The following is a 26,762-nucleotide window of genomic DNA, read 5'->3' on the forward strand; positions in this document are numbered from 1 at the left end:
GGCCGGCCGACGGGGGTGTGGCCCGACCGAACGCCGTGGGCAGGGACTACTCGGGAGCGAGCGTCCACTCGCGCAGCTTGCGCTGCAGCTCGGGGTCGGCGAGCTTGGAGCGCGCCCGCCGGACCGTCTGGCGGACGGCGCCCGAGGAGCCGCCGAGGATCATCGCGATGGTGGCGGAGTCCAGGTCGTACATCTCGACCAAGAGCCAGACGGCCAGCTCGTGCGCGGAGAAGTGCTTCTTCAGCTCCTTGACGGCACGGGAGACCTGGTCGGAGAACTCGACGACGGTCATGCCGTCCGCGCCGACAATCCGGATCCGCTGAGCCGCGTCCTCCAGCGACGACGTGTTGTCCCCGACGAACTGCTCGGCCAACTTGGCGATCTTCTTAATGTGGTCCAGCGCCGCGTTCTGGCAGATCGTGCCGAAGTACGGGATCACCTTGGCGACCGGTCCATGGACCTGCAGGTGCCGGTAGAGGTTCTCCCGGGCCTTCGACAAGACGTCGTCGACGTGGGTCGGGCCCACCATCGCCTCGACGGTCCGGTGGTAGCTGGGCATGCGCCGGTCGGCCTTGAGCCACTGGCTCAGGGCCTCCGGTGTGAGGTCAGAGGGTGGGTCCCCCAGGACCCGCTGGTAGGAACCGCGATCACGCACGTTCTGGCCTTCCCCGAGGTGTCGACACCAGCACCCTGGCTTCTCCTCAAAGGGGGAACACCAAGGCTTTCTGCAAGAACCACTCCTGGCGGCGCCTCCGGCGTGAGCAAGCCTCAGAGTGACCTGCATCACAGGCGGTTCGCGTGTTGGTCTGGGGCGGCGCGGGAGGCGAGCACCACGTCTCCGCCCCCGCCCACCGGTGCGCGTGCAGGGCGAGTTCGTCAGGCGGGACGGATCCAAGGTCACTGCCCGCCTGACGGGAGGCGTCGAACCGCTCGGGGTGCGGGTCGTCAGGGATGTCATAGGCGAGGGGACGGCTGCGTGATTACGCAGCCTCCCGAACCCGCGGAAGGCACCACCCTGCTCTCCACAGCGACCCCGGGATCGCCGGCGCCCACCTCGCCGAGGGGCTCCAGGTGGCTGGTCAACACTTTCAGCTGCCTGCCCGGCCACGATGTCCACGGCGGTCTGGCGGATTGGCGGCTTCTCCTGCTCCCGCCCACCGCCGTCACCGATGCCGTCCCGCCCGGACCGGCCGCCGTGACCGTGGACGTCACCCTTACCCTCACCGTCACCGCCGGGGCCCGGGCCGCCGGGGACGCCGTCGACATCGAGGAGAACGCGTACGCGATCCGGCTTCCCCCAGCGATTCTCCGGCCGCTCACGCGTGCTGATGGACCTCTTCTACGCCGAGGAGCATTCCGCCCGTGTACGGCCGGGGTGTGTGCCAGCTCTGCGGCAGGGGGGTGCGCTGTCGATCTGGCGACCCCGCTGATCCCCCGCCGGCCAGCCTCCGTGTCGGGCGCAGAGTAGATGTCAGGAAGAGTGCGTCGCACTCGGCGCAGTACGCGCTTCCGAAGATGTAGGTCAATGCGTCCGCGACCTTGTGCTGACCGTCGGTGAGAGCCCGCACGTGGAGCCGCTTGGCCAGCCCTTCCAGGGAAGAGATGGCTGCAGGCTGCAACTCCTTGCGGTGCCCAGTGGCCTCGTTCATGTACAGGCTGTCGGTCGTAGAAAAGTAGCCGTATTCGCCGAACACGACGAAGTTCTCCGCCTCGCACGCGGGGCAGGGAACCTCGAACTCCTCACCGCTGAGACCGTGCAGCTCCTCCCCCCACACCTCGACCCCCTCGAAAGCGAGCAGGGCTTCCAGGAGTTCCACATAGCGCTCAGGACTGTCGGCCAGTGACGGATGGCGCAGAGCCTCCTCCGCCAGCTCGATCAGCTCAGAGGTCTCCGCGGCGTAGGCATCTTTGGGATCAGGTATCCCGCAGGGCCGGTCGGTGCTGGCGACGATGGAAGCGGCCAAGAGCAGGGGCATGGTTCGGTCTGTCGCCGTCAACTGGCGCGCCTTGCCGACCAGCACCGGCAGGGCAGCGTAGCTCGCGGGGTAGACCGTCCCCTGGTGACACAGGCGGGACCAGAGCTCGTCCCACGCGGGACTCTCCGGGTCGGGCCCGGCTACCTCCAGGAGGCCAGGCACGTCTTCGGCAGTTCCGTACGCATGGGTGAGCTGGGACCACTCCGTCATAGGGCTGATCAAAGCAGACGCCCTCAGCATCTGAGGCTGCGCCCTGGCGTGGCCCTACGAGGCTAGAGAGGCGTCTCCATCACCAGGGTTCCGGCACTGGGTTCGCCAATGGGGACGTTCAGCCGTACGGAGTCATCTTGATGGCGGCGTAGCGGGCGGTCACCCACGGCCGGTGATGGCGGTGGCTTCGTCGTACGCGGACAGCGTCCGGTACTCGCCCGGCGTCTGGACCTCCACACGGCTGACCTCGCCCCGTACGCCGAAGACGCCTACGCCCACCCCCGCTACACCGACACCCAGAATCCACCCGACGACAGCGACAAGGAGCAGGACGCTGTCGTGGTCCTCAACGCCCTCGCCCACGCTGGCCGCCCGCTCAGCGCGGACTTCCTCGCAGAGTCCCTCGGCTGGGGCACCGGCCGCGTGGCCGGTGCCCTTGAACATGCCTGGGCCCATCCCGATCTCGGGGGCCCCTACGCCCTGCGCCGGGCTGCCTCAGCTCACTTCACCCTCGGCCGTCCTCACCGACCGGCAGATGAACCGGCTCCACCCCGACCTGTGGCGCCACCCCGAGGACCCCGACTACCGGCCGCTTCAGCGCGACGTCCTCAGCGAAGCCGACGAGCTGAGCACGTGAACAGCCGCTTCAAGCTGTTCTCAAACGGATGACGTGGCTCCGGATCTTCAGGGCTGTGACAGATGCTCGCGATCGCGGTGCTGCCTCAGGATGCGGTCAACCGGCGCTCGCAGGGCTGGCGAGGTCAGCTCCAGGTCGCGGTTGTCGCGGCCGTCGAGCATGTGGTCGAGCCAGCGCTCGTACCAGGCCAGGAAATCCGTGGCTGACGAGACATTGGGGCCCCAGAAGCCGTCGGCGTTTCCGGTGAGGACGCGGCCAGCCAGGGGACCTGTGATGCCGAGAAGCACCAGGTCGGTGCATCCCGCCTCGATGATGTGCAGGAACAGGTCACCTCGGTGAGTCGGGCCGTCGGCGAACGTGAACCCCCGAGGGCGGCCGGGCTCGCCTTGGGGGTCCATCGTGAACAGCCGACATGACTGCAACGGCAGCAGGCCGTAGAAAGGCGATGTACCGCCCCCGCCCAGCGTGGTCAGGAAGCTGCGGTAGGGATCGGGCAGTTCGATGTGGTGGTCAGCCTCGAACTCGGCGACCTTTTCGTTCGGCAACGGGCGTTCGAGGCGGAACCCGTGTTTCTCTTCACCGAAGGAGTAGCTTCGCGGCGCGGCATAGGGGACCTTGGCGAGCTTGCGTCGGATGCGGGGGATCCGGGGGTCCATGCGAACTCTTCTCTCTGTCCTCCGCAAACTATCTGCTGCGAACTGCGATTCTCAATGCCGATTCCGGCCCGGAGCGCGCGGCCCGGTAGGCAGGATGGCGTGATGAGTGAACTCACGCACGTGCCCGTCATGGAACTCCTTCGTGCCTCGATCGATCCGGCGAGCCACCGCAAGGACGTCGTCTCGAAGCTAGACCTTCTGACCGGGCGCCTGATCGCCGCCGCGGCCCACGCGGACGCTGACGACAGCGGCGCCGGCCGCCTGGCCGACCTCGCCGGCGGTCTCGCCCTCGCAGCGCTCGGCCTCAGCGCGGAGGTTGCCTCACGAGGAGAGAAGACGCTCGACGAGTTCCTCGCCGGCCTGGAGCAGGCCGGCGACGACGAGGTGCACAAGCTCATGGTCGAGACGATCCGGGGCATGCTCGACGACCAGGGCGTCGAGATTATGGGCCGCACCCTCGCGCAGGACCAGACCCGCTTCCTCGACCTCCTGCTCGCTCTGACCACCTACTGCGGCACCAGCATCCTCTCCCTGCAGGCCATCGGCACCCCCGCCGACATCACCCTCACCGACCTGGAAGATGCCCTGCGGGACGCAGGCGACGAAGCGGAGCCCGCCGTTACGTCCTGACCGCCGGCTGAGGCCACCACCTGGTGCGCCTGTGGGAAAACGCTGCTGGAGCGGCGCCTACGGGATCGGCTGCGCAGCAGGAACATGCTGCTCTATCCTGCGCCGGATACCGACCCCGCTTCCGTCACTGACGGCGGAGTTGGGCGCAGTCCGCTGTGACTTGGATGACAAGGTCGCTGTCATCATCAGAGACGTCTCGCTGGAGCGCAGGGCCTGACCGCTGCCAGCCTCGGCCAGGCCGCCTGACCCGTGAGTGCATAGCGCGGTGTTCGTCGTCCACTCGATGCGGAAGCGGCGCCGTCCCCAACGTCGTGCGGGGCTCCGGGGACACTGCCGACGGGGGCCGTTCAGGGGGTCCAGGTGGTCAGGGCGGCTGCGATGTCGCGGACGTCCAGTCCGTTCGCGGTCTGCTTGACCAGGTCGACGGCCTGGTCGGTGCTCACCTTCACGGTGCGGCCGCTGGCGTTGAGGAAGGCCGCGGCGATGACGGCCGCGTACAGCTCGTTGGAGTGTTCCAGCGCGGGCAGCCGGACGAGGGACTGCAGGAGGGCGGCGGCCCGGTGGTGCGGCTCTGGGTACACGGTGGTGCCCATGACGACCGCGCAGTGGCGTGCCCGGGCGGCCTCCAGGGCGCCGAAATCGACCACGTCGGGATCGCCCGGAAGCTTCTCCTGGGCGACCTCAAGAAGCCAGATCAGGTCGACGGTCAGGTTCACGCGGCCTGGTCTCCCGCGGCGGGGTGGTGGCCGAAGTGCTCGGCGAAGCCGAGGGCGTGCTCGGCGACGAAGTGCTCGGCGCCGGCGAGGAACCTGGCGCGGGCGACGTCGTCGGTGAGCATCCGCGCAGCGTACTCCTCGGCCGGGACGCGGCTGTCGGCGGCGAGCGCCTGGAGCTGCTCGTAGACCTCGTCGGTGACGGTGACGCGCAGCTCGCGGCGGCCGGGGTGCGGAGCGGGTGTGCTCATGACGGTCTCCTGGCGGGTGGAGAACAAGAGGCCCGGGAGCCTGTGGCGGTCACCCGAGGTGGCGGCCCCGGGCATGTAAATCCTGTGTCTCCTACCGTACGGGCACCCGATCCCGGATATCACGCCCTTCCGAGGAAACCGGTGCGGATCGGCCACATCCCCGCCGGGGTCTTCGTGAGGCGGGCGTTCGTACGACCGGCGCTCTGCGGGTTCTCCCGGTCGTGGGATTTCGACGGTGGAGCGCTACCAGGTCCAGGTTCGGTCGCGCCGGAGAGCAAGGAACTGGCCAGTTCGCAGTGCCGGAGTAGCCAATCCCTCCTCTCTAGAGGGCAGTTGGTCAGATTTCAGCCCGGACGGTCTCGCCTCTCGGGCACTATACGCAGCGGAAGCGATCAACTACTTAAAGCAACATTTGGGGGAGAGATGGCCCGGAAGCCGGACATCGCCGAGATGGTGTCCATGCTGCACACTGCTGTCCTGCACGGGGACCAGAGCCTGCGGGACGCCCTCACCGAGAGCTTCGAGAAGGTCGACGGCTCCGGTCGCACCGCTCAGGAGGCGACCTCCCGGGCCGTCACGGACGGGCTCACCCGAGTCTTCGACGAGGTCAACCAGCTGCGCAAAGAGGTCAACAGGACCCTCAAGCCCGCCTCCGGCGACCTCTTCACCAGCAAGACCGAGGAGGTCACCGGCCTGCTGCGCGCCGAGCTGACCGAGCTGCGCACCACCCTCAACCACCTCAACCACCTCAACGCCCTCACCCCGACTCCTCCCGCCGCACCCGGTGCTCCCGCCGCCTTCACCGGCCCCGACGGGCCGATCACGCCCCTTCAGCCGGCGATCCCCGCCCAACGCCGCTCCGACCAAGAAGACCCCACCCTCGGCTCCTACTCCGTACCTGCGCCCACGTCCGGGCCGGGGACCGGCGATGGGCAGGAAACCGGGTCGCAGACCGTCCCCGCGGCCGGGGCGCAGGAGCTGGGCGACGGCCCGGCCGGGGCGGACCCGGCAACCGAGACCGCGCCGGAGACGGAGGATCCGACGCGGTCGCAGGAGTCCGTGCGTCAAGCCGTGCGCGAGGTCTTTGCCCAGGAGCTCGCTCCCCTCGTCGAGCAGCTCACTACCGACAAGCAGCGGGACGGCGCCGTCGCCGAGCAGCTGCGCGAGACGGTCCGCGAGGTCGCCCACCAGGTCAGGGAAGAACTCGTCACCGCGCTGGAGGAGGCCCGCGCCGGCTTGACCGCCCTGACGCAGGAGCTTGCCGAACTGCGTATGGTCGTCGACCAACTCCAGGCCGGCACCGCCGAAACCTCCGAGCCGGTACCGGTGGCTAAGGAGCACACCGCCCTGCTGCGGTCCGCGGCCCGGATCTCCTCCGCCGACCTGTACTGCCACCGCGACACCTGGGAGTTCATCACAGCCCGTACCGCCGGCCACCCCCACTTCCGCGTCCCGCCCCGCGTCACCGAGGAACCCGGCGAAGGCATCTTCGCCCCGCTGTCCGGCCGCTCCCTGATCGCCTTGCTGATCAGCCTGCACGCCATCACCAGCGCTCCGTCCGACAACAGCGGCGACCACGAACTCGCCGCGACGGTCTACGACCGGATCAACCAGCGTCTGACCCGCCTCAGCCTCGGCGAGGGCGAGCGCGTCACCATTACTCTCGACGACCGCGTCACTCCCGACCAGGCCACCGACGGCGACGACCAGGCCGGCGAGACTGGGAGGCAGAACGGCTGGGGAGCGTAGAGGATGCCCCGAAAGCGTTCATCCGACCTGGCGCAGGACGGGAGCGGCGGCCGGCACCAGCCGTCCCGCCCGTGTAGCGCGGGCCCGGCGCAGCGCGGCGGCGCCGATGCATGCGCGGAAACTGGCTGCAGTCCTGGCCAACTCCTTGTGAGACGGGGTCCGTCGCTGCATCGGCGTGTTCTTCTGGCTTCCGCGCCCATCTCTGTGTTTGGTACCGGCCACGTTGATCGGCGCCGTCTGGCCGTCAGGAACCGCCGTCGACTCTGGTTTCACCTTTGGGATACAGCGAGGCACTGGCCCCGCTAGGTTCATGATCAGTTCGCGCCGGTATGGGTGCGTGGGCCAGGACCGGTTTCCCGCGCTCTGGGTACAGCCGGACCGCATCCGGGCCTCGGCATCCGTGGGGATGCCGAGGCCCGCACTCCCCGCCCGGCAGTGGCGCCTGCCGGATCGGGCGTCTGGGAAGGCAGGAGGCGGCGTTGCATTCGCGGCAGGTGATGGCGCGGGCTGCTTAACAACCCCTAACGAAATGATCTTCGTGCTGGTTGGATGGCTCTGAGGATGTGGATCTGGGGGGTGCGGGTGGCTCGGCGGAAGCCGTGGGAAGTGGACGATGAACTCTGGGCGGTGATCGAACCGCTCCTGCCGAGGGTGGAGCGACGTACTCGTCATCCTGGTCGGAGGCGTCACCCGGACAGGCTGGTATTCCAGGGCATCTTGTTCGTCCTGCACACCGGTATCGCGTGGGAACACCTCCCGCAGGAGCTGGGGTTCGGTTCGGGCATGACCTGCTGGCGACGTCTGGCGGAGTGGACCGATGCCGGCGTGTGGCCGCGGCTGCACGAGACCCTTCTGGCCCGGCTCCGCGGGGCCGACGCTCTGGACTTCTCGCGGGCTGTGGTCGACGGTTCCCACATACGCGCGTTAAAGGGGGCTTCAAAACCGGACGGAGCCCCGTTGACCGGGGCAGGAACGGCAGCAAGCACCACCTGATCACCGACGCCACCGGCATTCCGCTTGCCGCCACTCTCACGGGTGGGAACCGCAACGATGTCACGCAGTTCATCCCGCTCCTCCAGGCCGTCCCGCCGGTCCGTGGCAAGCGCGGCCGACCGCGCCAGCGGCCCGACACGGTGGTCGGTGACCTAGGCTACGACCACGACAAGTACCGGCGCCTCGCCTGGGCCCTGGGCGTCAAGCCTGTCATCGCCCGACGCGGTGTCCCGCACGGCTCCGGCCTCGGCACCGACCGCTGGGTCGTCGAACGGACCTTCGCCCACCTCCACTGGTTCCGCCGCCTGCGGATCCGCTGGGAAGTACGCGACGACATCCACGAAGCCTTCCTCAGCCTCGCCTGCTCACTCATCTGCTGGCGACGCCTGAAGTCATTCCGATAGCAGTTCTAAGGGCGTCGAGGTCCGGTCGAGGTCCAGGGGTGTTCCGCCAGGCTGGCATCCGATGACGTGGATCAGGGTCGCGCCGGGGTGGCCGGGCCGGTGGGGCAGCTACTGCACCGGCCACGCATGCCAGCCGCCGACGACGGCCGGACGTGCTGGCCGGCCGGGTCGGAACCCTGCTGTAGTCACCGCCCTCAGGGGGACGCACGTGCGGCGCCCAGCCACACCCGGTGCTCGACAGGATCCGGGCGGCATCCCGCCCGTGCCCCCCAGACGGTGACCCCGACCCCCGCAGTTCCTGCCCATCGGACATGACCGCGATCCCCCGCGCACCGGATCCCGCCATCCGCCGTCCCCTCATCACAGGGTTCTCCAAAATGGGGGCCCGCAGCGCCGCGATGTTGCCGACCAAGGGCACGGGACGCGATCTTGTGGACACGGGCAAGCCGGAAGCGGTGGAATCTGTCTGGCGTCGGCCACACCGCCGCTGCCAAGCCGGAGATCACCGAAACGGGCGGCGCCGCATCCCTGGAGGACAGCGCCCGAGGTACAGCAACAAAAACTAAGGGCCCCACCAATTGATGGGGCCCTCAAAGTCTGAACCCTGGGGGTATGGCCTGCCCTCGTTAGGGGGCTACCAGGGACGATTCCAGGGTCTTCGTCGCCCAGTGTACCTAAGATGACCCCACCATGCACAGCACGCCGCTCACCCTCATTAAGCCGACCGCCGACCAGGCCGTCATCGAGCTGATCACCCCCGACAGGCTGAACCCCTATCTGGGCGTCTGCGCCGGTGATGCCGGCGCCGCGCTCGCGCTCTACCGGTGGAACAGCGATCTCGCAGCGGCTTTCTTCGAACCGCTGGGACACCTGGAGATCATGCTGCGCAACGCCGTCGACGCCCGGCTCGTGGCCCGCCAGCAGCGCAGGGGCCGCCCCGCGGAATGGTACGCCGACACGGCCGTCCCGCTCAGCGGCAAGGCCCACGCCGACATCGTCCAGGCGCAGCAGCGTGCAGGCCGGGGCGGCACGGCCACCCCGCGCGGAAAGATCATCGCGGAGCTGAGCTTCGGGTTCTGGCGCTTCCTGCTGGCCCGCCAGTACAAGACCACCCTCTGGCCCGACCTTGCGGGTGCCTTCCCCCACGCTCCCAACCGGGCCCTGACCACGGTGGAGGACCCGGTCAGGCGACTGCACAAGTTCCGCAACCGCATCGCCCACCACGAAGGCATCTGGCACCTGCCGCTCGAAGCCCGCCGTGACGACATCCAGACCGTGCTCGGCTTCATAGCGCCCGCCGCCGCGGCTTGGGTCGCCGCCGCGTCGCGCATCGACGACGTCCTTGCCCACCGCCCCTGAACCTCCTCCGGTCGCGTCACGCCGCTCTCACCAGCGGGCGCTGCTCCCGCACGCCGGTCCTCCCTGGCGCGTCGTAGAAGCGACCGGACGGCTTCGTGACCTGCGGTTGGCCGCTCAGGACAGGGCGGTCGGCCTGCGGGGCGGGGGGACGGACCGGAGGAGCTCCCACAGAGGGCGTGAGCCGGACGCCCACTCTCCGAGGGTGTGGCGGTCGATCACGTGAAGGCGCTGTTGCCTTGCGAAGGCCACGGCCGGCGCGGTCACCCGGCCGTTGGTCACGATCACCGCGATGTCGGCCCCGTGGACTTGGCGGGCCGTGCCGTTGAGGACTTGGAGGTCCGGTGTGCCCACGGCGGACCCGGCGAGGCCGTTGCGCCTGTGTTTGCACTGAATTACCCAGCGCCGGCCATAAGGGTCGGTGGCCTTGACGTTGGCACCGTTGTCGCCGCAGCCGCCGACCTGCCGGGCGTCCCTGCAGCCGTCGCGGCGCATTAGGTCCCGCACCGCGAACTCGAACGCCCGGTAATGGAGACCGTCAAGCTGTCCGAGGGCGTAGCGCAGCCCGCTCGCGCGGACCTGCTCCCGCCGCGCGTTCTCCCTGCGCTGCCACACCCACGCCCCGGTCCCGGCGGCGGCCATCAGCATGATCGCCGCCACGGTCCCCGTGTGAGCGGCCAGCCACCGCAGCGCGGAGGCCGCCAGGCTGAGCACGACCGCCGCTCCGGCTACGGCCAGGGCCAGCTGCTCCAGGTGCTGATTCTTCCGCCGCCGGGGCCGCCGGCCCGCTCACCGGACCCTCCCCGGCCGTGGGACGCCGCCGGTGCTGGTACACGCGGTGTGTTGCCCGCCGGGAAGGAGGGGGCGGCCGGGCGCGGTCACTGACTGGCCTTGGAGACGCCGTTGAAGAGTTGGCCAAGGAATCCTGCGATGCCCTGGCCGACATCGGTGGGAGCGAGCATGATGCCCAGGGCCAGGACGATGACCACGGTCATCTTCTCGTCGAACCGGCTCCGGGCCTCGGTGCGCCGCCGCAGCCGGAATAGCACGATGATCGCCAGCAGCACCGCCACGTTGATCGTCAGCAACGGCCCTGCCCCCTGTCGAAACTGTTCCGGGGCAACGGACAGCAGCCCCCGGCATCCTGTGTAGCGGGAGGGCACAGGCCCTGTGGCCTGGTTGCCGGGGAATGGCGCCAATGCGATGTGCTGGCCGGAATGGGCAGGCCAGACGTTCGAAGAACAGGTGACGCCCAGCGAGATAGCTGCTGGGTCTGTCTCGGGGAGAACTACTGGTGTCCGGGCTCCTGGTAGGTCTTGAGCAGGGTGTCGGCGAGCTGTTTCTCGGCGGCCTCGTGTGCCTTGGCCTCACACAGCATCATTGCAACGCTCTCGATCCCCCTGGCACCCTTCTTCACGGCCGGGCTGCTCATCCGGTCTGCCCCAACGGGTGAGCGCCGGTCGGGATCCGGACGGGCAGCTGGGCGAGTCCCGTCCTCTCGGCTCGGGCCCGGTGCAGGGCGCTCCGCCGGACGGCTTCGGCGTCACGGCGCCGCTGAGCGAGGGGTGCATCGATCAGTGCCGGCTGATCGTTGCAGGCCTCCTCCGGTTCCGGGAACGCGCGGCGGCTGGCGTCCCGAAGGGCCTGGTTCTGGCGCTCCACTGCCGCCGCGATGGCCGGGTCCGGCTGCCGCCGCGTGTGAGCCTGCTGGTGGGCTGCGAGTGCGCGGTGGTAGCCGGTTGCTGCTGTCTCCCGAGTACGCACCGGCCCCTCCTGGACCGGGGTTCCCACCGCGTCCGGGTCCGCGGCCGTGCTGGGCGCGGACAGAGGGCCGGGTGACAGCACGCGGACGGTACGGACCCCGTCGGTGCGCGTGGACCGGTTGGCGTCGGCGATGATCCGTGACGCCTCCAGTCGGGCCTTCGTCGCCCAGGTCGTGGAATCCGGGCGCAGCGTCAGCTCCCCGCGCTCGGCGTCGTAGCGGACCGCTGCGACGTGGTCGGCGAGGTCGGGGGCGAGGGCCGTCCACCGTTCGCACAGGTCGGCGCCGGCCGTCGGGAGGTTCCAGCCGTGTTCGGCCATGAGCGCGGTGAGCGCCTCGCCGAGGCCCATGGGCGCGCGGCCGTCGCGCCGGAGCGTCCGGGCCGGCTGCGGCTTGCTCTTCGCCGTGCGGGCGCCGTTCTTCTTGGCGGCCTCACGTGCGGCTCGCAGCGCGACGCGGGCCAGGTCCACGCCGCTGGGCTGAGGGGGCAGGCCCATCACGCCACCACCCCGGCGAGCTCCCGGGAGCGGTGGGTGAGGCAGACGCTGCGGGTCGGCAGAGCCCTGCGGGGACAGGGCCCTGCACCGTCGTAGGCGGAGCAGGGTTGAGGCCCCGACTGCGCGGCTGGAGCAGCGGGCTCGACGGAGGCCAGGGCGTCGGTCTCCTCGCGACAGAGCCTGCACAGGCCGGTGTCAACGGCCCTGCCGGTCAGGAAGATCAAGCATCCACAGCCGCCGCACGAGGAGCGCTGCGGACCTTCGGGCTCCCGGGCCATCGGGAACCTCGCCGGGTGCTGGATGGCGGCCTCCAACTCGCAGTCGGCGCAGTGCCCGGACGGACCGGGCCGGGTGCCGTGCCAGACGCACAAGCCCTGCTCCAGGCGCTGCTCGCGCTGGCGGGCGGCGAACCGGTCCTGAACGGTTTCGGCACACAGCTCGCAGGCCGCCCCGGTCCGCCAGATGATCCCGGCCTCGCAGTCCTGGTGGCCGCAACTCCAGCGGGGCAGGGCCACCCCGAGCAGCCACCGGCCCGGGTCACGGATCTCCGACAGCGCCACCTTGGCCAGACGAGCCGTCAGCCGGTGCTGAAGACGGTCGGCGGCAGTGCCCTCACGCAGCTGCCTGCCCACCTCACGGGCGATCTTCCGGACGACGAAGTCGCTGGTGATCTGTTCCAGCAGCACGTGGACCGGCTCCAGCACGGTATAGATTTCCGCGCTCAGGGCCAGCCGCGGTCCGGTGTACGACGACCGGAACGATCCCCCACCCTTGCTGCTGCGCTTTTCGCCGTCCCGCTTCGAGCAGGGCTGGCTGACCTCACCCGCGCGCAGCGCGACACCACCCTCGCCTTCCGAAGGTGCCTCTGCGGCAGTCGGGTTTTCCACAGCCTCAGCGGCCTCCACCACCTGTACCTCGCCTACGGCGGGTGAGATGGGTGCGCGCCCGTCATCAGGTGAGTCAGTCCTAGGTGATTCCCTATTCACGAGGGATCCCTCACCAACCGGGGAACCCGATCCCTCACCAACTTGGGAACTGGCCGGCCCCTCAGAACCGCTGTCCACAGCCGTCTCAGCGACGCCCGCAGCAGCCCCGCATACGTCAGCCGGGGTATCCGCGCGGGCCTCCGGAGCAAGGTCGTGCGCGATGTACACGTTCCGGCCCCGCGCCCCCAACCGCCGCTGCACCGTAATCCAGCGCGCCGCCTCCACCTCGTCCACCACAGCCGACGCCGCCGTCACCGACAGCGCCTGGCCGGCCTTCTCACCCGAGTGGTGCAGCAGGCAGGAAGCGATCTCCGCCTCCGTCAGCGCGATCCCCCGCGCCTGCGCGTACGCCACCAGCGCGAACACTCGCAGCTGCCGCGGCGTCAGGTTCTCCGCGGCCGCCACCGGCAGCCACACGAACGCCTCCATCCGCGACATCGACCGCACCGTGCGCACCGCCGACTGCCCCGCCCCGCCCGGCAGCGTCCGCCGCTGCGTGAACAGCTCCACCACACCGTCCGGGCCCGGACGACGCAGCTGCTTCATCCCCCGCTCCACCGAAGAGCCCGACAGCCCCAGGTACGACGCGATCGTCTCCGTCCGCGCCTGGCAGCCCTCCGGCCGCGACGCGAGCGCCTTCACCTTCACGTACACCGACAGTGCGACATCCGCGTACAACGGCGAGGACACCAGCCGCATTGGTACCTTCACCCGCTGCCGACGTACCGGCACCGACGCGGCCACGGCAGCAGACATGGACGAGCGAGGAGCGGGGATCATCACGGCGGCCGGCGCCGCCACAGAGCTCACCGGCCCGCCCGGATGGAGCAGATAGAGATCATCTCGGCAGCCTTGCGCAGGCAGCCTGTGGACAGAGCCCGGCGAGCCCCGATCACCCCCGGCGCTCCCGCACGGCGGGCAACAATCTTGGAATTCATCCCGCCACGCGGAACGACACCACCGTCGAAGGAGTCGTCGCCGACCTCCGAGACAGGGTGCATGAGCGAGGCGGCAGATGCCGCGACCACGCCCGACGCCCCGGCGCTCTTGCAGCTTCGTGCGGGAACGACTTCCGGTACGAACCGGAAAAGGGGGCATGAACCGTATGTCGATCCCGTCACGCGGGAAGGTCGCCGCGCCTGAACCGGGGTGAAACGGACAGGGTCAGGCTGACAAGGGGACATCACGTCGTGCACTATGAGAGACGACCTGCTCTCCATATGGGCTGGACGACCGCGCCCCTCGGGGCTGGACGACCGGATGTGTGGATGTGACGGGTAAGCCCCCCTTCGTGAGAAGCGGGGCAGACACTGATCGGGTGGGGGAGATTTCTCCGCCCCTCCCGGTACTGCTGAACCGCGAAGCCCCTGTGGTGGGGGCCCGCGGGTAAGGCGGAGGTACTGCTACAGCTGTGGTGGCCGTGGTAAGTGGCCCGGTGGTGTGGCCCTGATAAGGGGCCGAATGCAATGAGCGGCCTGATAAGCCGCAGCTCAGGACCAGCTCCAACTGGAAACCTGAGCAAGACGGGCCGCGCGAGGCCAGCGGGAGGTTAGTCCGCTTCTTGGCGCGCGCGGCCGATGGCCGTTAGGTCATCCCGACCCCCTCGATACCGAAGGTGGAGTCGGCGACCCCGGAAACGGCCGGGGCCATGAAGTCATCCCTCATCGGACGCCCCTTCAGCAGCGGCGTCCGGATGCTTCGCGGCCAGCTTCCGTAGGAGATGCGCGTACGCGCGACGGTTCCCGCGGTGAGGCTGGGCGCGCCCAGCCTCCCACTGCGCGACCGCGAGACGCTTGACGCCGATGGCGTCGGCGACTTCGGTCTGGGTGAGGCCAGCGGCGAGACGAAGCTGCTGTCGGACCTGGGGCGTGGGGAGGGTGTCTTCCTCCACCAGGGCGTCAATTCGCCTCAGCGGATCGGACATCGAAACCTCCACCATCGAGAACCATTCCTGAAAACATACATGGCTCCGGCGATCTTCGGTACCGAGAACGAGCGTGTTGCCGCGCGAGATACCGACCACTCCCCACCCTTCCCCGGGTTCACCCCGCTGCGGCCGCCGCCGCGCTCGCGGTCTCGTTCGGCACCCACTACGCCGCCGACCGCCGCGTCCCGGGCAAGGGGCTGCTGGAGAAGCTCGCCGACAAGACCGGCAAGGGCGGCTTCTACCGCCTCGACTCGCACGGCATCAACGGCGCGTTCCACCTCGACGGCGCCTTTCACCATGGCTGCGAGACCGTCGCCGCGCTCATCGCCACCACCAGCGCGACCACCCGGTGACCCGCCTGTCTCGCACGCGCCTCCCGTCCGCACCCAAGCCCAAGGAGCTCCATGTCGTCCTCGACCTTCCCGTACATGCCGGACAGCTGCCTGGTCGTCTTGATCGGGGCCAGCGGAGCATGCAAGTCGACACTCGCCAGGACCTGGCCCGCCTCGCAGGTCCTCTTCCTCGACGCGCTGCGCGAGAAGGTGAGCGACGACTTCTCTGTCAAGTTCAGCGTGTTGAGGTGAATTGGCCGTCCTGCACAACCTCGGGACTGGTGAGCTCGCGTGTTGAGGTGTCGCGTATTCCAGCTCAGAGCGCCCCGGTCGGTCACTTTGGGTCATGCGGGCTGTGTCCAGGGTCCGGCCCGGAGTGAGTATGTTCGTCCGATGGCGCGTTCGAAGCGCTTCGGGAGGGGAGAGTGCCGGTGGACGTCGTCGCGATTATGGAAGCACTGGCTGAACAGGGCGTAACGGTGCTGTTCAAGGCCGACGCTGAGCGGATGGCAGAGAGGGGCAAGCCTTGGACCTTCGTCGCCAGTGGAGCGCCGTTGCGCGAGGACGTCCTTGTGCGAACCGATGCCGCGTCTGTGGAGCAATGCCTCGCAGTGTGCTTGCCCCGCCTGCGTGAGCTGGGCTTTTCGTTCCCTGAGTGAGAGAGCGGGTGTGACCGAACCGCCGCCGTGGATGTCAGTGGCGGCTGCTTACATGAGCCCATGGACACCGTGCACGCGACCGCCGCTCTCCTCCCGGACCCCGCCGAGCTCCGCGCGCACCTGCGCGCGCTGGCCGTGCTGGACCAGGCGATCTGCCGCGACCCGCGGTTCTCCCGCTACTCCTTCTCCACCACCTGGGGGCCTGGGACGGAGGCGGCCCTGATGGACAACGGCTCGGGTGACGACTTCTCCGTCCTCTTCACCCCGGCCGGTGTGCTCGTCCGCGGCTTCGACCACGAGTCGGAGATGAGCTCGTACGCCACGGACGACGAACAGGTCTGGCCCGGTGTCATCGACGAGGTGCCCGCCGCGCTGCGCCCGCTCCTGGACGACCCGGCCTTCGTCGACGAGGGCCTCGGCGCCCCGCGGGTCACCGCCTGCCTGTGGTGGGAGACCGGCGGCAGCGCCTGGCGCACCGGCTCGGGCATCGAGTTCCCCACGGGCAGCCCGGACCCGGACGGCTCCGGGCACCTCTTCCGCCTCCTCACCGACCGCTCCCCCGAGGCCGTCCAGGCGCACTTCGAGGAGGACTACGGGCGGCCCGTCCCCCTCGACACCGTCCGCCACGTCCTCGCGGGCCACCCCCTGACCCCCGAAGCCGCCCGCGGCCTCAACCCGGCTGCCCTCTCCGACGAGGCCCTGCTCCGCCGGATCGCCGCCGACCCCGAAATCGAGGCGTACCTCGCCTGCGACGGCGAGTTCGACCTCACGCGGACCGACCCCATCGAGTCGATCGCCCTGCCCGCCGGTCTCCCGGTGGAGCCCGTGGCCGGCTGCAACGCGGGAGGCACCCACTACCTCTGCGGCCCGGCCGGCTCCGACCGCGTCCGCCCCGTCCTCTACACCGACTCCGAGGGCCAGGCTTCCCTCATCGCGGAGTCCCTCGCCGAGGCCCTGACCCTGGCCATCGTCCTCCCCTCCTGGCACGACGCCCTGGCCGGCTTCCGTCCCCCCGCGCTCAACGCCGACTACCTTGAGGACAACCCGGACCACCCCGAGGTCCGCGACCGCCTCCTCGCCGCCCTCCGCCTCCCCCCGGCCACCGAACCCGAGGTTCTGGCCCGCCTCCTCACCACGGCCGCCCGCACCGTCCCGGACGGCTTCCTCCCTTCGGTCGAGGGCGAGGAGGACGCGACCTTCGAACCGATGCTCCGTCTGCCGACCGAGTAGGACAGCCCCGCCGCGCGCCGCCTTCCGGACCCGACGCACCGCTACGGCGAAGCCACCATAGGCTTATGGGAGGGTGTTGGCCGGGCATACCACCTGGGCTGCGGCGACCCCGCTGTACAGATGTTCCCCGAGGCCGGAACACGTGCCAGCCCTCCCGGAGCGGACCCCATCCGGACCGGTTCCGCCGACGTGCGGCGGGAAGACGGGTGACGGTCCCTGACTGTTCAAGTTGCTCCCGGGCGTGCTCGGTGGCCGTGAGCCGCCCGGTTTCCGACCGCAGTGGGGTGCCGGCAAGGAGACGGTTTGCGGCACTCCGCAACGCTGCCCGCTCGGCTTCCCGGTCTCGAACGCGTCGATTCTTCATGCGTTGCCCCTTCCGTCTTCCGTCGCACTGTCGCGGTGGCGCTCGATGATGCTCAGGTGCTGAGCGGCCTGGGCGGCAGCCCGATCCCGACGCGGCTGGGGCGCCAGTGGGTCCGCGGCGTCTGCTTGCAGCTGGACGAGTTCCTGTTGCAGCTCGGTGATGTCGCGGTCGGTGGCGCCCGGCAGCGCACGGGACATCGTCGTGCGCGTCGGCCCGTGCGTCGAACGGGCCCACACACCCGGCCCGGCGACGACCGCGGACCCGACATGATCGCCGTCGCCCTGGTCCACCCCGACACCCCACACGCGGCCGCATACTTCCACGGCCGCCAGCTCGGCTACACCGACCGCGGCTGGCTGCGCTGCGAGACGGCTGCGATCCTCGGCGCCTGGCAGCCGGCCTACGCGATGCTCACCCACGCCGCCGCGAACCTGCCCCTCCCCGACGACGTCGGCCTGGAACCCGCCCACTACGGCGTCCACGTCGAAGCCCGCCGCACCGACGGCACCGGTCACACGCTGCTGCGCCTGGGGCCCTATACCCAGACCTGGCTCGCCTCCCGCGACGCCGACCGCCTCAACACCGAACTCGCGGGCCAAGCGGCCGCCGTTATCCCCGGTTGCACCGTCACAGCGAGGGACGTCCCGTTCAACGTCAGCGACCACGACAACTACGCCGACCCGTACGACGTCGACGTCGCTGCGCTCCTGGCCGACGCTCTCGCGGGGATGAGCGCCAGCCCCGACAGTGGGTCGGTGTCCGCGACCTGGGCACTCTGACCTCACAGCGCTCCACCACCAAAGCCCTGTCCCCGGCACAGCTGGGGGCAGGGCTTTTTTGGGTTCCAGGAGGGTTCTGGCGTCGAGTCGGGGCCGCAGCCGCGGGCTACTTCGAGGTGTGCGTACGTTTACCGGGTAGATATCCGCCACCCAATCCCAGCACGGGGTACGGGCCTTTGGTGAAGTCGGCCCGGGGCGCGGTTCCGGTCTCTCGACCGGCCCGTTTTCCCGGTGACCCGTCTCATCGAAGCTTGATCAGTCTCATCGAAGTTTGACCGCCGGGGCAGAGCGGGTTGTCGTGGCCAAGCCCGGACGTCATGATCACGAGATGGCTGATGAGACGGTCGTCGAGAAGACCTGGCGCGGAATACTGGAGCGGCATCCTGAGGCGCGGCGGGGGGAGCCTGCGGTCATAGCGGCCGCCTACGCCGAACCTCGGCTGCGGGCCCTGTACCCGTTCCCGAGCCATGGGGCGCTCAGCTTTCACCGGAACACGCATTTCCCGTGGAGCAACGACCTGCCGTACATCGTGGGCGACGCGCAATCGTGCATCGTCTACGCGCCGCTGCGCGTGGGCGGCATGCTGGGCGAGTCGCTTACGCCGCAGGAGGCGGCCGCGTTGGTGGTGGCCCATCTGCCCGAGGGCTGTGGGCCGGCCTTCGAAGGGCCTTGGCCCCAGCCGGACAGCCCTGTCGGCTGAGCCGCTGCTCAGCTGCAGGGCCGGTCAAACTTCGATGAGACTGATCAAGCTTCGATGAGACGGGTCACCCGGGCCGACTTCACCAAGTGCGTGGAGGCGGTGCTAACGGCGTTAGCACCGCCTGGGGTGCTAACGCCGTTAGCACCCCAGGCAGGAACTGCCGTAGGAAATCGGCAAAACGCGCCTATTGGATCACGTGATTCGCCGCCTGCGGCAGTATGCTGCCGTCCATGTCATCTCCGAACCCGGGAGAGGAGCGGGAGAAGCTCGTCTCCAAAATGCCCGCTCACCTCCAGCAGGCCCTCAAGATCCGTGCAGCACAGCTCCAGACCGACATGCAGGACGCCGTAGCCGCCGGCATCCAGGCCTGGCGTGCCTGCACCGACGAGCTCCCCACCGTCAACACCGCCAAGGCCGACTCCTTCGGGACCTACCTGCCCGAAGGCCTCTACGAGGACTTCAAGGCCGACTGCCGCGACCGCGGTGTCTCCTACATCCAGGGCCTCGCGCAGGCCGTCGCGCTCTGGCTGCACGACAACCCGGCCGAAGCCCAGCAGGTCACCCGCCGCTTCATTGTCTGCAACCAGAAGGGCGGCGTCGGCAAGACGGCTGTATCCGCCGGCCTCGCCCAAGCACTTGCCGAAGGCGGCCTGCGAGTCCTCCTGGTTGACTACGACCCCCAGGGCCACCTCACCCACCAGCTCGGACTCACTGCGATCCCCGCCGGTGAGGAAAGCCTCATCACGCACATGCTCCACCGCGACCAGGCCAAGCAGCCGCTGCTGGACCTGACCGTTGCCATAGACGGCGATCGCTTCGGTGGCCGACTGCGCATCCTGCCCGCCGCGTTCGACGCCTTCCTCCTCGACTCCGGCCTCACCGTCTTTCGAGGACCGCGCCAGGCCGCCCTCGAGCGGGCCCTCGCCCCCCTCGAAGACGACTTCGACGCCATCGTCCTGGATTCCCCGCCCAGCCTCGGTCTCGCCATGGACGCCGCCCTCACCTACGGGCGCCAGCGCGACGACGAGAAGCCCGGCGCCTCTGGCCTCATCATCCCCGTGGAAGCCGAAGACACCTCCGCCCAGGCGTACGGGATGCTGATCCAGCAGATCGACTCCCTCTCCAGGGACTTCGACATCGCCATTGAGCAGCTCGGCCTCGTCGTCAACAAGTTCGACAGCCGGCGCGGCTACATCGCCACTTCCTCCCTGGACAAGTGGAAGAGCCTCGGCACTCCCCCCGTCCTCGCTGTCATCCCAGACGTCAAGGAACAGCGCGAAGCAGTCCGCAAGCAGCAGGCCCTGCTGGACTACGCCCCCGACTGTGAGCAGTCACACCAGATGAGGCAGATCGCCCGAGGGGTGAAGCTCGCATGAGCAAGGCAGACATGCTGGGGGACTCCCCCACCTTCGACGCGGTCGCACAGCCGATGAGCAGCCGCGCTGCCAGCTTCGCCAGGTTCTCGGGGCAGGAAACCGAGCCGGCCGCAGGCCGACAAGAGACGCTCCGCATGCCCGTGGAAGGGCTGGCACACAATCCCTTCAACCCCCGTGTAGAGCTTCGGTCCATCGACGAACTCGCGGACAGCGTGGCCTCGCGCGGAATCATCCAGCCCCTCACCGTCGTCACCAGGCTGGCCTTCCTCGACGCCCACCCTGGCCAGTCGGAACTGGGACGCGCCGCGTTCGTCGTCGTGGACGGCAACAGACGGCTAGCCGCCGCGCGCCTCGCAGGCCTGGACGACGTGCCGGTGCACGTGGACGATTCCCTCGCCGAGAGCGCCGACATCCTCCTGGAAACAGCCCTCACCGCAGCCGTTCAACACGAGAGCCTGGACCCGCTGGACGAGGCGAAGGCCCTTGCACGTCTCGTCGAGGTACACGGATCCCAGCGCGCCGTTGCGCGCGCCCTGGGCAAGTCCAGCCCCTGGGTGACCCAGCGCATCGCCCTGCTGAAACTGACCCCCGAGCTTCAGGCAGCCGTCGAGGACCGCAGCCTTCCCGTGGAGATCGCGCGGAACGTCGGACAGCTACCCGCGCAGCAGCAAAAGGAAGCTGTCCAGGAGGCCTTGGAGAAGCGGGCTCAGACCAAGGAGCGCAAGCGAGCCCAGACCGCCAAGGGTGCTAACGCCGTTAGCACCCCGCCTACGGATACCGGCGTCGACGTACCCGAGCAGGTATCCACGCCTGCGCGGATCCTGCCACCTACATCCGACGCCAGCAGCGCCGCCTCCGATGTACCACGTGCCCTCCAGCCCGCCAGTCCGCAGGCCCAGTCGCCGTGGGACGACGGCAACAAGGTCGCCGACCTCGTCTTCGAGAAGATGTCAGCCTCACAGCGAGAGGTACTCCTGGAACGTCTTCTGGCCGCCCAAGGCAGCGACTAACCAAAACGGAAACGGCATGAGCCCGCGCAGTGATCCCACTGCGCGGGCTCTCCCATGGCTGGGGTGCTAACGCCGTTAGCACCCCAGCCGTGTATGTGGGATAGACCTGGTGTTGGCCTAAGGCGCACCGTGAGAGTGACGCCCGGCGGGCATGCACGTCTTTCCCTCACTTCCCACCTGAGGAGCGGCGCGCCAGCCCGAGCAAGGGTGCAGTTCGAGCTACGGCCACACCACCGCGGTGGCGCGACGGAAGTTGCCTCCCAGGATCACGGGTTCACGCGATCGGCGGCGGGTGTGACGGGGTGGGGCCGGTTGGGTGCGCAGGATCAGCATGCGGTCGGGGCTGGAGTGCCCTGGCCAGGTGTGGGTGCGGGCGTTAGCGAAGCTGGTGGTGGGGACCGGCTTCGGCGCAGAGGGCCGTGTGCTCGATGTCGCCGCCGGCGCTGGGTGGGAGTGAGCTGCTGGTAGTCGGCGGCGAAGCAGGGACAGGTCTCGGAGGCGGGCACGCTGGACTCCTTCAGGTCACCTCGTCGAGCGCCCAGAGGCCTTCACGGCATGAACAACCGCTCCCTCGCTCGCCTACTGCGAATACCCGGTGGCGGGCGCAGCTGCCGGTGATGAAGATCGCGGCATGAACACTTTCCTGGAGACCGATCGCCTCGCGCTCCGCGCGTTCACCGGTGCAGACGCGGCCCACTTGCTCGCACTGGACAACGACCCCGACGTCATGCGCTTCATCAACGGCGGTCGGCCCACAAGCCGCGAGGTGATCCAGGAACAGACCCTGCCCAGGCTCCTCCACGACTACCCGTGCTTCGGCACTCGCGGCTACTGGGCCGCAGAGGAGAAGGACTCCGGCCTCTTCCTGGGCTGGTTCGAATTCCGCCCCCTGGACGACCACAACTCCGCCGTGGCGGAACTCGGCTACCGGCTGCACAAGGCCGCCTGGGGCAGCGGCTACGCCACCGAGGGGTCACGGGCCCTGATCCGTAAGGGCTTCATGGCTCTCGGGGTACAGCGGGTGACCGCGAACACCATGACGGTCAACGCGGCGTCCCGGCGTGTGATGGAGAAGGCGGGCCTGTCGTTTCTCCGCAACTTCACCGGGGACTGGCCGGAGGCGATCGAAGGCTCCGAGCACGGCGAAGTTGAGTACGAACTCACCCGAGCCAAGTGGGAGCAGCACCAGTAGAAGCCCGCCGCGCGGCGGGGGTTCCCGTTCCGCTCCGAACAGGCATGCAGCCACTCAGGGAGACCGCCGCCGCTGCGAGTGCTGTCTCCTGTAACAGGAGGCAGTCGTTGCCTGGGCTACCGGCGCGTGAGGAGGTAGAACCGCCGAGGGCGTCACGGCCCCGCCGATGGTGTCCCGGCGGCGGAGGCACCGTCGGCCCCTTTCGGCTTCGCTGCGTGTAGCGGTTCAGTCCCCTCGCGAAGCCGGCGAATGCCGCCTGACTCGTACCGTCCCCACATCCGCGTGACTGCCTGCGACCACTGCCCCGGAGGTGCGTCGGCTGTCCGAGGCTGTTCGGAGTGGCCGATCCCGTCGATGACGGCGGCGCCGACCGCCCCGTTCGATGCGTGAAAGGCGTGGGCGGCGTCGGCGTTCGTTCCGTCGGTACCGGTGCGGGAGGCGACACCGACGGCCGGGACGGCGCACGCGGGCATGCTGATGGCCACGGAAATCCTCCAGATCGGGGGGAGCGAAAGTCGTCTGGTGGACCAGCCGAAGACTGCGCGGCCGGGCCGGTGTGAGCTGGCTGCGAGCTCGGCGTGAGTTCCGGGAAGGCATTCAGGCCGCACCTCGAAGCCGGTCAGGGGCCGGTGAGGATGTCGTGGGTGCCGATGCGGCGCCAGATGATGTGCTGCGTGCCGGGTCGGCGCGCGGGCCCGTATTCCCAGGTTGCGCGTCCTGGGGGCAGCAGCCCATGGACCAGGTGAGCTCGTAGATGCCGGATGCCCGCTGGACGCGCTTGACCCGTAACCCGGGGCGGAACTGGCAGCCGGCTGAGCGTAGGTCGGGCACGAAAGCGCCCAGGACGACCCGGCGGAAGCGCCGGCGTGGGGCGGGGGTGAGGTGCTGGAGGTCGGTGGTGAAGCGGGGGAGTGTCTCGAAGGTTGGCATGCTGGTCTCCTCCAGGTAGCACGAAGCCCTCCGGCGCGGGCCGGAGGGCGGGGTACGGAAGGGCGTGTGCGGTGAACTCGGGTCACCGGTGGGCTGGATCGTGCTCGGCGTCCGGTGGCGGTGAGTGAATTGGTGAGTGCGGCTCTGTGGGTGGTGAGTGAATTGGTGACTCACCGGTGCGTAAGGGCTGGTGAGTGGTGACCGAACCGGTGAGTCACCGGTGCGTGGCCCGGAGAGCGGTGACATTCGCTTCCGACGCGGGGCCGCCTCCCGCCTGACGGGCACTGGGAAAGAGAGTCGGGCCGCTGCTCCCGCCTGGCGGGACGTACCGCTGATGGGCCGCTCTTCGCACGGAAGCCGGTGTCCCGTGCCGGGCGATGGACGCCAGCGACCACAGGAGGTGGAGCGTCGGCTGCGGCCTGCAACGAGACCGTGTCCGGGGTCTGCGAGGCGTGAAGGTGGCGGCCGCAGCCGAGCCGCGCATCGTCACCGCCGGGCGCCTACCGGTTATGGAGCTCTCCTGGGTGCCGCACGCGCTGATCGGCCCGACCGCCTGGCGCAGCGACCAGATTGCCGCCTGCCTTCCCGAGCGGGAGCACGAGTACGTTCACCGCCGTCGACGACGATGGCGAGCTCCGCTCCCTGCCCGTGGTCTCGGAGAAGGCGCGCGCCAGGCTGAACCGGATCGCCCGGATGCCGCGTGCCTCGTCCCGTTGCACGCTGGGGGCATGGAGCATGCGCCGATCCTCGTGCAACGGATCTCCCCGGCTGGCGGTCGGCGGGTGGTGATCCGGATCCGTGGCGTTGACACGGTCCTGGGGGTGGCGTTCTCCGATGCGGATCTGATCGAGTTCCTGCGGCGCATCGAGATCCCCGACCCGGATGAGCTCGTCCTCGGCGATTCCGAAGTCATCGCCTGGCAGGGCGGGCGGCCACACCAATACGAGTAGGCGCGACGGCCCCGGGCCGCCGTGGTGCGGTGTCGCTGGGCTGTGCGCGTGCGCACCACGGGGGTGAAAGAAGGGGGGAGAGATGGGGGGTGAGATCAGGGGTGAGATGGGGGGAGAGATGGGGGGAGCCGGTCTCCGTGTCCTTACCGCATCGTGCCTGGTCAGACCCTGAAACGCAGCCGGTGACTAGCCAGACTTATAGGTGGGAGGGGGTAGGGGAGTGAAGAACGGCTGAGGGAACGGAGCGGTTTGAAAGGGGGGACGTGAGGACGGTTGCGAAGACGGAGAAGGGAAGGAGGGGACGAGGCGGGGGAGAGGAGGAGGCGTGGGCTGGTCGAGGTAGCGGCTGAGAGGGTTGGTGGGGGTGGTAGGTGACACTGTTCTGGCCGGTGGGCCTGCGAGGCGCTCTCTCGCAGGGGTCGCGGGGCGGTGTGGTCCGTCACGGGGTTGTGTACGTCGGCCCGGGGCCGGCGTACGCGTGTAAGAGGGCATCTGATCTAGGTAGTTGGTGTTTCGGGATGCTCTTGTGACTGCACGCGTCGGGTGGTTGTTGCCTGGGGTATGAGTACTCGGCGTGCGTATCGCAGTGACGTTTCGGATGCCCGCTGGGCCTTGATCGATCCGGTGTTCGTCGCCTGGCGGGCCGCACGATCAGGGCCCGAGACCGCAGCGCGGGTGCACGACCCTCCGAACGATCCTTGGCACGCTTCGCCGGGGGGCCAGGCAGCGGCAAGCCGCCGAAGCATAGTCGTCTGCACGCGAGGAAGGTTGGGGCGGCACGGCGGTACTGCCCCAGATTCTGTGCACCAGGCCTCACCCGCGCACGCCATATCGGCGCGGGCTGCGTCGCCCCTACCCACATCGTTGGTGCTATGCCGCGCCCGGTTGTCCATGCGACTGAAGAGGCTGTCCTGATGGGGGGCAGGGGGACAGCGCGACGCGGTGTGAACGGCCGGTGCGGGGTCGGCCGCGATTGAGGCTTGTTGGGGCGGAGTCGGTTGCGGAGAGCTGTGTCGAGGGCGCCCTGTCGCGTGAAGAAGCCGCGGGTTCTTCACCAATTGGATTGGATTCTCTGCTTGTTGGTGCACCAGGTCTGTTCTGACCGGGTTGGGACTCTCCGTTGGAGGCCCGTGGGCGCTCTCGGTATAGACGCAGGTCAGTGTCATGATCCTGAGCGGTTGCGTCATGTTTCATGTACGTATCGTCAAATGAAGCTTGACGGAGTGTCGGTTAAGTCATCATCATGGAGTCATGAACCCTTCTGACAGAGTGACGTCGCCCCCGGCCGCTGCGGGGCTGGCGGGCCGTGTGCCCGCTGGCGAGTACGTTGCTACCGCGCGCCGGCTGGCGGAGATCTCCGCGGACCTGCAGCGGCTGTCAGTGATTGCGGAGCGTATTCGCGGTGTTCCGTGGGAGGCGATCGGGCAGGCACATGGAGGCCTGTCCCGTGCTGCGGTCCACAATCGGTACGCCCACGCGGTCAGGTCGTGGGAAGAAGAGCACCCCGGCGCTCCCGAGGAGCAGTTCGCTGTTGTGGACGTGCAGCTTCAGGGTGCGTACGCCGAGATCGACCTGCTGCTGGAGCGGCAGCGCGAACTGTCCCGCCTGTCGCACGCCACGGCCTCGGTCGCCGAGAAGTCGGAAACCGAGCTGGCCGCACGGCATACGCTCATTCGCAAGTTTCGGGCGATGCATTCCGATCCGCCGGACTGGGGCATTGCTGCCAGCCTTGCGCGTGACGCCTGTCAGGTCGACAGGGACCCTTCAGAGGACCCGCTGGACCGAGCGAACATCGCGAGGTTGCTCCAGGAGTCCCACGACGTCGGTGCAGCGACCTTTGAAGCCCTAACCGGACCGGATCGTGCGAGGTCAGACTCGCGTATCCCGCTGATATCCCAAGGGCGTAGGGGATCGAGTCTTGAAGCGCGGGTCGCCGCATTGGAAGAGGCGGTCGAGCGACTCATGGCTGAGAAGGAGCGTGACCTCTTCACCTGATAAAGAACTCCGCCGACCTCTGGGGAGCTTGTCTAGGGCGCGTCCAGAGGCTGGCGGAGGAACCACCGGTCCAAGATCACTGACATGTCAGATCACTCTGTAGGAGGTTCTAGTGGGATCGATTATCCAGCATGGCACCGCGGAACGCGAGGAGGGGCCTTCGCGAGCGGCGACGGCGCTTGTGCTCCTGGCCGTGGGCTTCCTCGCCGGGATCTATGTAACGGATCCCGTGGCGTTCACCAGCACGGTCGAGATGTTCGCCAGCTCTGTCTACGACGGAGCCATCCAGTGGGGGGTAACCGTGGTTCTGACCGCTGTTGCCAGCTGGTGTGTGGGGCGCAAGCACACGAACCGGTAGCCCGGCGACCAGGCGAGATGCGACGGGGCCGCCCAGGGGCGGCCCCGTAGTTGCGACGCCGTGCCTGGTTGTCCATGAGGCCGCAGACGATGTCCTGATGAGGCAGTGGTTGGTTTTTGCTGGTCAGGCCGGTGTACACG

General features: G+C 68.9%; 28 protein-coding genes and 1 pseudogene. 16 read left to right on the forward strand and 13 right to left on the reverse strand.

The window, feature by feature from the left end; all coding sequences use genetic code 11:
* Nucleotides 1–46: 46 nt before the first annotated feature.
* The 3 genes from IE248_RS33835 to IE248_RS33845 all read right to left on the reverse strand — a co-directional run bounded on the left by IE248_RS33835 (nt 47) and on the right by IE248_RS33845 (nt 2,630).
* Nucleotides 47–655 carry an RNA polymerase sigma factor gene (locus tag IE248_RS33835; RefSeq protein ID WP_073797059.1) on the reverse strand — a complete coding sequence of 203 codons (609 nt, stop codon included), beginning with the start codon at nt 653–655 and terminating at the stop codon, nt 47–49.
* A gap of 661 nt (nt 656–1,316) precedes the next feature.
* The gene (locus IE248_RS33840) at nt 1,317–2,021 is read right to left on the reverse strand and encodes a hypothetical protein (protein WP_190032675.1); all 705 of its coding nucleotides are present in this window, start codon (nt 2,019–2,021) and stop codon (nt 1,317–1,319) included.
* Between the two features lie 324 nt (nt 2,022–2,345).
* The gene (locus IE248_RS33845; RefSeq protein ID WP_073797057.1) at nt 2,346–2,630 is read right to left on the reverse strand and encodes a hypothetical protein; all 285 of its coding nucleotides are present in this window, start codon (nt 2,628–2,630) and stop codon (nt 2,346–2,348) included.
* Between IE248_RS33845 and IE248_RS33850 the strand changes: the two genes are divergently transcribed.
* Complete coding sequence (locus IE248_RS33850) at nt 2,629–2,823, forward strand: hypothetical protein (RefSeq protein WP_073797056.1); 195 nt, start codon at nt 2,629–2,631, stop codon at nt 2,821–2,823. The two genes, IE248_RS33845 and IE248_RS33850, sit on opposite strands and share 2 nt — an antisense overlap.
* A 47-nt stretch (nt 2,824–2,870) precedes the next feature.
* Here the strand turns inward: IE248_RS33850 and IE248_RS33855 are convergent, their stop codons facing one another.
* The gene (locus IE248_RS33855) at nt 2,871–3,479 is read right to left on the reverse strand and encodes an SMI1/KNR4 family protein (RefSeq protein WP_073797055.1); all 609 of its coding nucleotides are present in this window, start codon (nt 3,477–3,479) and stop codon (nt 2,871–2,873) included.
* 102 nt (nt 3,480–3,581) lie between these two features.
* On the opposite strand from IE248_RS33855, the gene IE248_RS33860 reads away from it, so the two are divergent.
* Nucleotides 3,582–4,109 (forward strand): hypothetical protein, encoded by a 528-nt coding sequence (locus tag IE248_RS33860; protein ID WP_190032676.1) that lies wholly within the window; start codon nt 3,582–3,584, stop codon nt 4,107–4,109.
* A 347-nt stretch (nt 4,110–4,456) separates the two neighbouring features.
* On the opposite strand, the gene IE248_RS33865 is transcribed toward IE248_RS33860, so the two are convergent.
* Both IE248_RS33865 and IE248_RS33870 read right to left on the reverse strand, forming a co-directional pair.
* Nucleotides 4,457–4,825 carry a fic family toxin-antitoxin system, toxin component gene (locus tag IE248_RS33865; protein WP_073797053.1) on the reverse strand — a complete coding sequence of 123 codons (369 nt, stop codon included), beginning with the start codon at nt 4,823–4,825 and terminating at the stop codon, nt 4,457–4,459.
* Nucleotides 4,822–5,073: a hypothetical protein gene (locus IE248_RS33870; protein WP_143196297.1), complete on the reverse strand. Its 252-nt coding sequence runs from the start codon at nt 5,071–5,073 to the stop codon at nt 4,822–4,824. Before IE248_RS33870 ends, IE248_RS33865 begins: the two co-directional genes overlap by 4 nt.
* A gap of 423 nt (nt 5,074–5,496) precedes the next feature.
* Between IE248_RS33870 and IE248_RS33875 the strand changes: the two genes are divergently transcribed.
* The 3 genes from IE248_RS33875 (at nt 5,497) to IE248_RS33885 (ending at nt 9,578) form a co-directional block, all read left to right on the forward strand.
* A complete protein-coding gene (locus IE248_RS33875) occupies nt 5,497–6,822 on the forward strand; it encodes a hypothetical protein (protein WP_190032677.1) in 1,326 nt (441 codons plus the stop codon).
* Nucleotides 6,823–7,383: 561 nt separating this feature from the next.
* Nucleotides 7,384–8,219 (forward strand): IS5 family transposase gene (locus tag IE248_RS33880; protein ID WP_229895720.1). Its coding sequence is split into 2 segments (ribosomal slippage): nt 7,384–7,747 and nt 7,747–8,219, totalling 837 coding nucleotides; the frame shifts between segments, so codons are not numbered across the junction.
* A 690-nt stretch (nt 8,220–8,909) separates the two neighbouring features.
* Nucleotides 8,910–9,578: a hypothetical protein gene (locus IE248_RS33885; RefSeq protein WP_190032678.1), complete on the forward strand. Its 669-nt coding sequence runs from the start codon at nt 8,910–8,912 to the stop codon at nt 9,576–9,578.
* A gap of 114 nt (nt 9,579–9,692) precedes the next feature.
* On the opposite strand, the gene IE248_RS33890 is transcribed toward IE248_RS33885, so the two are convergent.
* The 6 genes from IE248_RS33890 to IE248_RS33915 form a co-directional block, all read right to left on the reverse strand.
* Nucleotides 9,693–10,289, reverse strand: a complete 597-nt coding sequence (locus IE248_RS33890; RefSeq protein WP_417810080.1) for a restriction endonuclease — start codon at nt 10,287–10,289, stop codon at nt 9,693–9,695.
* Nucleotides 10,290–10,453: 164 nt separating this feature from the next.
* Nucleotides 10,454–10,663, reverse strand: coding sequence for a hypothetical protein (locus tag IE248_RS33895; protein ID WP_190032679.1), 210 nt, complete (start codon nt 10,661–10,663; stop codon nt 10,454–10,456).
* A gap of 200 nt (nt 10,664–10,863) precedes the next feature.
* Nucleotides 10,864–11,007: a hypothetical protein gene (locus IE248_RS33900; protein WP_190032680.1), complete on the reverse strand. Its 144-nt coding sequence runs from the start codon at nt 11,005–11,007 to the stop codon at nt 10,864–10,866.
* Nucleotides 11,004–11,834: a DciA family protein gene (locus IE248_RS33905; protein WP_190032681.1), complete on the reverse strand. Its 831-nt coding sequence runs from the start codon at nt 11,832–11,834 to the stop codon at nt 11,004–11,006. Before IE248_RS33905 ends, IE248_RS33900 begins: the two co-directional genes overlap by 4 nt.
* Nucleotides 11,834–13,519, reverse strand: a complete 1,686-nt coding sequence (locus tag IE248_RS33910; RefSeq protein WP_190032682.1) for a hypothetical protein — start codon at nt 13,517–13,519, stop codon at nt 11,834–11,836. The genes IE248_RS33905 and IE248_RS33910 overlap by 1 nt, the downstream gene beginning before the upstream one ends.
* 955 nt (nt 13,520–14,474) lie before the next feature.
* A complete protein-coding gene (locus IE248_RS33915) occupies nt 14,475–14,843 on the reverse strand; it encodes a helix-turn-helix transcriptional regulator (RefSeq protein WP_229895721.1) in 369 nt (122 codons plus the stop codon).
* 332 nt (nt 14,844–15,175) lie between these two features.
* Here IE248_RS33915 and IE248_RS33920 point away from each other — a divergent pair.
* The 3 genes and pseudogenes from IE248_RS33920 to IE248_RS38325 all read left to right on the forward strand — a co-directional run.
* Nucleotides 15,176–15,301: pseudogene (locus IE248_RS33920) on the forward strand (ATP-binding protein); the annotation flags it as partial.
* Between the two features lie 209 nt (nt 15,302–15,510).
* Nucleotides 15,511–15,738: a hypothetical protein gene (locus IE248_RS33925; protein ID WP_032755250.1), complete on the forward strand. Its 228-nt coding sequence runs from the start codon at nt 15,511–15,513 to the stop codon at nt 15,736–15,738.
* Nucleotides 15,739–15,798: 60 nt separating this feature from the next.
* On the forward strand, nt 15,799–16,968 hold the full coding sequence (locus IE248_RS38325; RefSeq protein ID WP_190032683.1) for a hypothetical protein: 1,170 nt from the start codon (nt 15,799–15,801) through the stop codon (nt 16,966–16,968).
* Nucleotides 16,969–17,328: 360 nt separating this feature from the next.
* Here the strand turns inward: IE248_RS38325 and IE248_RS33935 are convergent, their stop codons facing one another.
* Nucleotides 17,329–17,622 (reverse strand): hypothetical protein, encoded by a 294-nt coding sequence (locus tag IE248_RS33935; protein WP_190032684.1) that lies wholly within the window; start codon nt 17,620–17,622, stop codon nt 17,329–17,331.
* Here IE248_RS33935 and IE248_RS33940 point away from each other — a divergent pair.
* The 8 genes from IE248_RS33940 (at nt 17,599) to IE248_RS33975 (ending at nt 26,622) form a co-directional block, all read left to right on the forward strand.
* Nucleotides 17,599–18,111, forward strand: a complete 513-nt coding sequence (locus IE248_RS33940; protein WP_190032685.1) for a hypothetical protein — start codon at nt 17,599–17,601, stop codon at nt 18,109–18,111. The two genes, IE248_RS33935 and IE248_RS33940, sit on opposite strands and share 24 nt — an antisense overlap.
* 328 nt (nt 18,112–18,439) lie before the next feature.
* Nucleotides 18,440–18,811, forward strand: a complete 372-nt coding sequence (locus tag IE248_RS33945) for a DUF6193 family natural product biosynthesis protein (RefSeq protein ID WP_037793763.1) — start codon at nt 18,440–18,442, stop codon at nt 18,809–18,811.
* Between the two features lie 230 nt (nt 18,812–19,041).
* The gene (locus IE248_RS33950; protein ID WP_190032686.1) at nt 19,042–20,187 is read left to right on the forward strand and encodes a ParA family protein; all 1,146 of its coding nucleotides are present in this window, start codon (nt 19,042–19,044) and stop codon (nt 20,185–20,187) included.
* On the forward strand, nt 20,184–21,197 hold the full coding sequence (locus IE248_RS33955; protein ID WP_073776113.1) for a ParB/RepB/Spo0J family partition protein: 1,014 nt from the start codon (nt 20,184–20,186) through the stop codon (nt 21,195–21,197). The genes IE248_RS33950 and IE248_RS33955 overlap by 4 nt, the downstream gene beginning before the upstream one ends.
* Nucleotides 21,198–21,828: 631 nt before the next feature.
* Nucleotides 21,829–22,389 (forward strand): GNAT family N-acetyltransferase, encoded by a 561-nt coding sequence (locus IE248_RS33960; protein ID WP_073798075.1) that lies wholly within the window; start codon nt 21,829–21,831, stop codon nt 22,387–22,389.
* A gap of 1,388 nt (nt 22,390–23,777) precedes the next feature.
* Nucleotides 23,778–24,269, forward strand: a complete 492-nt coding sequence (locus IE248_RS38495) for a hypothetical protein (RefSeq protein ID WP_308438203.1) — start codon at nt 23,778–23,780, stop codon at nt 24,267–24,269.
* Nucleotides 24,270–25,520: 1,251 nt separating this feature from the next.
* The gene (locus IE248_RS33970) at nt 25,521–26,264 is read left to right on the forward strand and encodes a hypothetical protein (RefSeq protein ID WP_190032687.1); all 744 of its coding nucleotides are present in this window, start codon (nt 25,521–25,523) and stop codon (nt 26,262–26,264) included.
* A gap of 112 nt (nt 26,265–26,376) precedes the next feature.
* Entirely contained in the window at nt 26,377–26,622 is a 246-nt protein-coding gene (locus IE248_RS33975; RefSeq protein WP_073797225.1) for a hypothetical protein, read from the forward strand.
* Nucleotides 26,623–26,762: the final 140 nt, after the last annotated feature.

This window comes from Streptomyces goshikiensis (genome assembly GCF_014650555.1).
Taxonomy (GTDB): domain Bacteria; phylum Actinomycetota; class Actinomycetes; order Streptomycetales; family Streptomycetaceae; genus Streptomyces; species Streptomyces goshikiensis.

Excerpts from the sequence above, each read along its gene's own strand:
- IE248_RS33855 (WP_073797055.1), bottom strand. The coding sequence starts at position 3,479 with ATGGACCCCCGGATCCCCCGCATCCGACGCAAGCTCGCCAAGGTCCCC.
- IE248_RS33870 (WP_143196297.1), bottom strand. The coding sequence starts at position 5,073 with ATGAGCACACCCGCTCCGCACCCCGGCCGCCGCGAGCTGCGCGTCACC.
- IE248_RS33875 (WP_190032677.1), top strand. The coding sequence starts at position 5,497 with ATGGCCCGGAAGCCGGACATCGCCGAGATGGTGTCCATGCTGCACACT.
- IE248_RS33970 (WP_190032687.1), top strand. The coding sequence starts at position 25,521 with ATGAACCCTTCTGACAGAGTGACGTCGCCCCCGGCCGCTGCGGGGCTG.
- IE248_RS33900 (WP_190032680.1), bottom strand. The coding sequence starts at position 11,007 with ATGAGCAGCCCGGCCGTGAAGAAGGGTGCCAGGGGGATCGAGAGCGTT.
- IE248_RS33940 (WP_190032685.1), top strand. The coding sequence starts at position 17,599 with ATGATCGCCGTCGCCCTGGTCCACCCCGACACCCCACACGCGGCCGCA.
- IE248_RS33945 (WP_037793763.1), top strand. The coding sequence starts at position 18,440 with ATGGCTGATGAGACGGTCGTCGAGAAGACCTGGCGCGGAATACTGGAG.
- IE248_RS33960 (WP_073798075.1), top strand. The coding sequence starts at position 21,829 with ATGAACACTTTCCTGGAGACCGATCGCCTCGCGCTCCGCGCGTTCACC.
- IE248_RS33860 (WP_190032676.1), top strand. The coding sequence starts at position 3,582 with ATGAGTGAACTCACGCACGTGCCCGTCATGGAACTCCTTCGTGCCTCG.
- IE248_RS33845 (WP_073797057.1), bottom strand. The coding sequence starts at position 2,630 with ATGTTCAAGGGCACCGGCCACGCGGCCGGTGCCCCAGCCGAGGGACTC.
- IE248_RS38325 (WP_190032683.1), top strand. The coding sequence starts at position 15,799 with ATGGACACCGTGCACGCGACCGCCGCTCTCCTCCCGGACCCCGCCGAG.
- IE248_RS33905 (WP_190032681.1), bottom strand. The coding sequence starts at position 11,834 with ATGGGCCTGCCCCCTCAGCCCAGCGGCGTGGACCTGGCCCGCGTCGCG.
- IE248_RS33850 (WP_073797056.1), top strand. The coding sequence starts at position 2,629 with ATGCCTGGGCCCATCCCGATCTCGGGGGCCCCTACGCCCTGCGCCGGG.
- IE248_RS33950 (WP_190032686.1), top strand. The coding sequence starts at position 19,042 with ATGTCATCTCCGAACCCGGGAGAGGAGCGGGAGAAGCTCGTCTCCAAA.
- IE248_RS33910 (WP_190032682.1), bottom strand. The coding sequence starts at position 13,519 with ATGCGGCTGGTGTCCTCGCCGTTGTACGCGGATGTCGCACTGTCGGTG.
- IE248_RS33955 (WP_073776113.1), top strand. The coding sequence starts at position 20,184 with ATGAGCAAGGCAGACATGCTGGGGGACTCCCCCACCTTCGACGCGGTC.
- IE248_RS33885 (WP_190032678.1), top strand. The coding sequence starts at position 8,910 with ATGCACAGCACGCCGCTCACCCTCATTAAGCCGACCGCCGACCAGGCC.